Origin of the sequence: Phocaeicola intestinalis, from assembly GCF_014837065.1 — a bacterium.
Classification (GTDB): Bacteria; Bacteroidota; Bacteroidia; order Bacteroidales; family Bacteroidaceae; genus Phocaeicola; species Phocaeicola intestinalis.
Genome location: NZ_JACSPP010000106.1, coordinates 1 through 5465 on the forward strand (window position 1 = coordinate 1; position 5465 = coordinate 5465).

Consider the following 5465-nt stretch of genomic DNA (forward strand, 5'->3'; position numbering starts at 1 on the left):
TCCTCCGCCCTTTCCGCTACGCTCCAAGGACGGAGGAAGGCGGTGGCGGAGTTGCACTTCTAACTTGACGGTGGGTGGATAAAAATTATATAGTTGGAGACTTAATATATGATGCTGCTATTTATGACGGGTTAAACACATTCTTAGATGATTTGGAATTTTACAAGAAGTGGTTACCCAAGGATAAAGAAGAAGCAAGAATTCTTGAACTTTGTTGTGGTACAGGACGTTTGACAATACCTATTGCAAAAGAAGGATATAATATAACTGGTGTTGATTATACCACTTCTATGCTTAATCAAGCAATAGCAAAAGCAAATAAAGAACATCTGTCAATAGACTTTGTGGAAAAAGATATAAGAACACTGGATTTAGGAAAAAAGTTCGACTTTATTTTCATTCCCTTTAATTCCATTCATCATTTATACAAAAATGAAGATTTGTTTAAGGTTTTGAGAATGGTCAAAAAGCACCTCCAAGAAAGCGGAATATTTCTATTGGATTGTTTCAATCCTGATATCCGATACATTATTCACGGAGAAAAAAAGAAAGAAAAAACAGCTGAATATACCACCCACGATGGGAGAGAAGTCGTGATCAAACAAACAATGTGTTATGAAAACGCAACTCAAATCAATCGTATAAGGTGGCATTATTATATAGATGGTGTATTTCACTCAATCCAAAACTTAGATATGCGAATGTATTTTCCTCAAGAACTGGATTTCTATTTAGAATGTTCCGGATTTAATATCATTCATAAGTTCGGAAGTTTTGAAGAAGATGATTTTTGTGATGATTCAGAAAAACAGATATATGTTTTGTCCTTAAAAAAGTAGTCAGATAAAACGGCAGTCTTTAACTTACAGACTTGTTGCTCTAGGTACAAATATTATAATTACTTAATTTAGACCATCTATTACAGAATAAAACGATATAATTACCGATTTAAATAATAGACTGTATCACTACTGTCCCGTAAAAGTGGATAAATAGTTCTTTGAAATTATTGAAATATAGTCAATTACATGGTTTTTTAATATGAAACGGACTTGATTTTGCAACTTTGCAGTCTAATACAAATGGCTGCTATGTTCCAAGACAAATACGTATTCTCTCAATTAACCGCTTTTCTGAACAGGACTCAGTTCAACAACTATGTTCGCAAGTATGATGGCAACAGATATGTGAAACATTTCACTTGCTGGAATCAGATGCTCGCGATGATGTTTGGACAACTGAGTAACCGTGAGAGCCTGCGAGACTTAATCGTTACTTTCGAGGCGCATAGGGCCAAGCAATATCATCTTGGTTTAGGTCGTGAACCGATAGCCAAGACAACTCTTGCGACAGCCAACCAGAACCGTGATTACAGAATCTTCGAAGACTTTGCATTCTATATGATGAAGGAAGCCTGCGAGAAGCGGACGACCAACATCCTTGACATTTCCGGAAAGAAATATGCGTTTGATTCAACAACGATTCCGTTGTGTCTTGCAACATTTCCATGGGCAAAGTTCCGAAGCAAGAAAGGAGGGGTGAAAGCTCATGTCTTATACGACATTGAAGCACAAGTTCCTGCTTTCTATACCGTAACCACAGCTTCAAAGCATGATTCCACAGCAATGTCTTCAATCCATTATGAACCAAATGCTTATTATATATTCGACAGGGCTTATGACTCCTTTAAAGAACTCTATAGGATACATCTTACAGACTCTTTCTTTGTTGTCAGAGCCAAGACGAACTTAAAGTATAAGACAGTCAAATGGAAGCGAAGAATGCCAAAGAACATAATGACAGATGCGGAAGTGAAACTGACCGGATATCTCTCCGAGAAAAAATATCCTGAGTCATTCAGACTCGTCCGATATTACGACGAAGAGGATGACCGTGAGTTCACTTTTTTGACGAATGCAAAACAACTTTCTGCACTGGATGTCGCCAATCTTTATAAGAAAAGATGGTTAATCGAGCTGTTCTTCAAATGGATCAAGCAGCATCTCAAGATAAAGAAATTCTGGGGCACAACAGAGAACGCTGTTCGCATACAAATCAGTGTGGCTATTATCACGTACTGTCTTGTGGCTATTGTCCAACATGATATGAAGTTGAAACGTTCAACCTATGAAGTTTTGCAAATTCTCAGCATATCATTGACTGACAAAACCCACTTGCGTGACCTGTTCGACAAGACTAATTTCAATGATGTCAAAGATCTAAATGATCCCCTGATTCCGGGGCTTTTTGATTAATTGTTTAACTCGTCCCATTTTAACGGGACACTAATGAGACTGTATATAAAAATTCTTTTTCCATCTGTATTTTTATAACAATTGGATACTCAATGAAAATATTATACACAAGGAAACAACCAAAACAATTAAGAAGATATTCGTATGGTACAAAGTAGTTATAGATTTAGTAATCAAATATTCAACTTACCACTCCATATCCCTAAACTGATACATATCATAAAATTCATAGGGAAATAACTAAGATTTTGCAGTTAAACAGATTTTCATATTTAGCTAGTATGTGATTTATAAGTGATACTGCTTTCGGCCCAATTTGCTGTAAGCATTTTAAACAATTGTATAAATATCAAGATCACAGTATGTCTTTCTAGAACAGAGTGGATTGAAAGATATAAAGAAATACGTCCATACATTGAATAAATTAAAAGAATAATAGATAAATAGTCTATCGATGTTAAATTTACAGTCATCCTGTTAAAGGTGTTGCAAATAAAGAATTTATTTATTTCCTTTGCATAGAGTATATTCTTTTTTTTTGAAATTAATTGATGCATCAATATGTTTGGTATTAACAATTATGAGAAGTGTATCTTTAAACACAACTTCTTGAGAAATATTATATTCAAAGTTCACTATAAAGAAAATATTTGTTGCACTTCTAAGAGATCTGATTTTATAGAAACATTTAAAGAGGATTTTCCTATTGTTTCAGATGGAATAGCTCAAGCAATTTCTTTTACGCTAGGAGGGCAAAATGGGAAAGAACAATCTGTTTCAGTAAAAGATGACAGTAATGCTCATCAAGTAATAATGCGTTCTATAAATGCACAAAAAGAACTCACTTTAAATAATGAATTATTGCAATATAAAGAAACGGGACTGACTTATTCAAGTTCTAATGACTTTAATTCTAAAATAAATCAAGGCATTGCTTTTTTGAAAGAAAACGGAACAACTGAATGCAAGGCATTTTCATTACGAAAAATTAACATAGTTGATTTCGTATCAAACAATATGGAAAATGAAGAGGTATCAACATATGATCCTTTGCGTGAGTTAATTGCACCATATTTATTATGTATGTATGAAGATTTTCGATCTTCTAACAAATTTATCAAACAGAATATATATACTATACAATTTGAAGAAAATGATTATTTCTTAACCATAAAATATGGATATATAATATCTGAAAAAAACGCATCAAGCAGTAATATAAAAGGGCAAATTGTTATTGATTTATCTTTAGAAAAGAAGAGTTCATGCTCTATTGATATATTATTATCCGAAGAATTACAAAAATGTCATCAAGAGTTATATAACGCTTTTAGATGGTGTATTTCTCCTAAAATGTTTAATATGATTAATGAAGAATAATTATGATATTATATAGTACATCACATGAAAATTTATCAAATATAAATTTGGATGATAATGATAAATATTCTGTTACATCTATACCTAAAAAAAATGTAAAGAAGACTATTTCACTAGGAGTTGTAGCTATATCTTTCTTATTTGCTAATACCTCATCAGAAGCAAAATCACACACTTACACAACATTCTCATTTGAGAAAAATACAAATATAAAAGAGGTTAACAAAATTGTTTCTCGAGAAGAGAAAAGCAATATTAATTTTCTTAAAATGAGATATTGTATGCAAATTCAGGAATTAGGCCTATTAGAAGAAAATTGGGATGGATACGGTGCCACTAAAGTACTACCAACATGCATCAGCAATGCTCAAAATATTATTAATTACAAAGCTATTATATGTGATTGTATTCAAGATATATATGCAAATCCCAATGGAACTATTTCTATTTTATGGGAGAATGAAAACGAGGAATCTGTAGGATTAGAAATTGGAGAAAAAAAATTGTCTTATTATGTCGTACGAAAAAACGGTAATGAATTTATAAACAATGTTCCATTTTCAGAACTGCAGTACAATAAACTTTCTGCTTATATAGCTCAATTGTAATGTGTAAAATTCCAACTGAAATAGATAATAATGAATACATAATGAGGACAATTTTTTCCCCTGCTAATTTTAATGACAAAGGGAAATTACGTCCTAATTATATGCGTCCACAGATCTCTAAACCAGATGAGGATGACGAAACAATTGCTTCAAACAAACTATCTGTAACTCGATATAATTATACTAATATCGAGTTTTGCAGAAAACATGCCAAAAGCCATAGTTCTTTACCGAACCGAACATATTGGGGGTTTGCAAGGTTTATAGTTAAAGATATCAGAGATAGTGGAGCTGATGTTGTATTTAAACCAGCTGAAGATAATCCAGCGCACGCTAATATCGTCTATCCTTTTTGCTGCAAAATAGGTGAGCCTCTCGATTCTAAAATTGAATTAATGATTAAACAGCTTGTAGGAAAAGCAAAGATTTTACAAGATCCTAAGCCTGATAGCGAGAAGTGGGAAGGTGAAAATCCATTAGAATAAGCCCCTAAAAAAGGAAAAGATATTGGATGTCATAATGTTTGTATAGTGAAATAGAAGTCGTAAAACAGAGGGAATATACGACTAAAAATAAAAGAAAAAGAATTTTGATATTACAGTTTATGAAAGAACATTAGATTTTCAATGTCAATTATTAGGGAATATATAAGAAAAAAATATTATTTCAGACTTAATAAAAGACTATATGCAGATGGAAACATGATCATTCTATTTCCATCTGCATTTTTTATACGTAAGCATTCTAAGAAATACACATTGCATGCCCTATGGTTTGATTGTAATTTTGCCCCGCATAACGTAAGCATTCTAAGAAATACACATTGCATGCCCTATAGTTTGATTGTAATTTTGCCCCGCATAACAATCAAACCGAATTGCAATGAACAGAACTGGATTTGAAGAATTAGAAATGCAGGTGCAACAAAGCGGCCTGTCATTGAAGTCGTACCTACGACAGATAGGAGTGAGTTATTCCACCTATCACTATTGGCAAAAGAAATACTCTGCCGAGAAAGACAGTATCAAACAAGAGCTGGCTCCGATCAATATCAAACGGCCAACAGCAGAATTGTCCTTGGACGAACAGGCTCCTTACGGCGTGTCCTTGTTGTTTCCCAACGGACTCCGTGCCCACTTTGGAAACGGCTCAGAGAAGCTGTTGATGGAAGTGTTGAACCAAAGTCTGCAGGAGGGCCATGTTTAACTTGAACGACACGATG

6 protein-coding genes are annotated in these 5465 nt (G+C 33.5%); all 6 read left to right on the forward strand.

All coding sequences use genetic code 11. The features are described 5' to 3' along the window. Positions 1 to 74: 74 nt before the first annotated feature. The 6 genes from H9625_RS16980 (at position 75) to tnpA (ending at position 5449) form a co-directional block, all read left to right on the forward strand. Entirely contained in the window at positions 75 to 839 is a 765-nt protein-coding gene (locus H9625_RS16980) for a class I SAM-dependent methyltransferase (protein ID WP_191765496.1), read from the forward strand. 252 nt (positions 840 to 1091) lie between these two features. After that, the gene (locus H9625_RS16985) at positions 1092 to 2255 is read left to right on the forward strand and encodes an IS4 family transposase (RefSeq protein WP_191765506.1); all 1164 of its coding nucleotides are present in this window, start codon (positions 1092 to 1094) and stop codon (positions 2253 to 2255) included. A gap of 561 nt (positions 2256 to 2816) precedes the next feature. Continuing rightward, positions 2817 to 3635, forward strand: a complete 819-nt coding sequence (locus H9625_RS16990; RefSeq protein ID WP_225226486.1) for a TIGR04255 family protein — start codon at positions 2817 to 2819, stop codon at positions 3633 to 3635. Positions 3636 to 3637: 2 nt separating this feature from the next. After that, positions 3638 to 4243: a hypothetical protein gene (locus H9625_RS16995; protein ID WP_191765500.1), complete on the forward strand. Its 606-nt coding sequence runs from the start codon at positions 3638 to 3640 to the stop codon at positions 4241 to 4243. Further along, complete coding sequence (locus tag H9625_RS17000; protein ID WP_191765502.1) at positions 4243 to 4728, forward strand: hypothetical protein; 486 nt, start codon at positions 4243 to 4245, stop codon at positions 4726 to 4728. Before H9625_RS16995 ends, H9625_RS17000 begins: the two co-directional genes overlap by 1 nt. Positions 4729 to 5125: 397 nt before the next feature. Continuing rightward, the gene (gene tnpA / locus H9625_RS17005; RefSeq protein ID WP_191765504.1) at positions 5126 to 5449 is read left to right on the forward strand and encodes an IS66 family insertion sequence element accessory protein TnpA; all 324 of its coding nucleotides are present in this window, start codon (positions 5126 to 5128) and stop codon (positions 5447 to 5449) included. Positions 5450 to 5465 lie beyond the last annotated feature (16 nt).